Annotated in this window: 1 protein-coding gene; it reads right to left on the bottom strand. The window is 53.8% G+C overall.

The window, feature by feature from the left end; translation table 11 throughout:
* On the bottom strand, nt 1-260 hold a 260-nt coding region (locus FDX22_RS23940; protein WP_186805453.1), incomplete at both ends, for a fumarate hydratase.

Genomic DNA, 260 nt, shown 5'->3' with positions numbered 1-260 from the left:
TATTCATCGCCGTCGACGGTATACAAGTCAATCTGTGCTGGCAGATTGGTACCGGTGTTCACCTCTTTGTACATATCCAGCGCGGCGTTTTGTGAATAGCGCAGGTTATCTTCGATGTAGGTGTTATAAACCCCACGCGCCAGCGCCGCTTCGTCACCGCCGCCAGTCCAGACACGCTGTCCTTTTTTACCCACGATAATCGCCGTGCCGGTGTCCTGACATGTCGGCAGAATGCCCTTTGCCGCGATATCAGAGTTACG

It is taken from the genome of Citrobacter sp. TBCS-14, assembly GCF_005280805.1.
Classification (GTDB): domain Bacteria; phylum Pseudomonadota; class Gammaproteobacteria; order Enterobacterales; family Enterobacteriaceae; genus Citrobacter; species Citrobacter gillenii.
The sequence above is the reverse complement of the archived record's forward strand: the minus strand, read 5'-3'. Positions and strand labels throughout refer to the sequence as shown.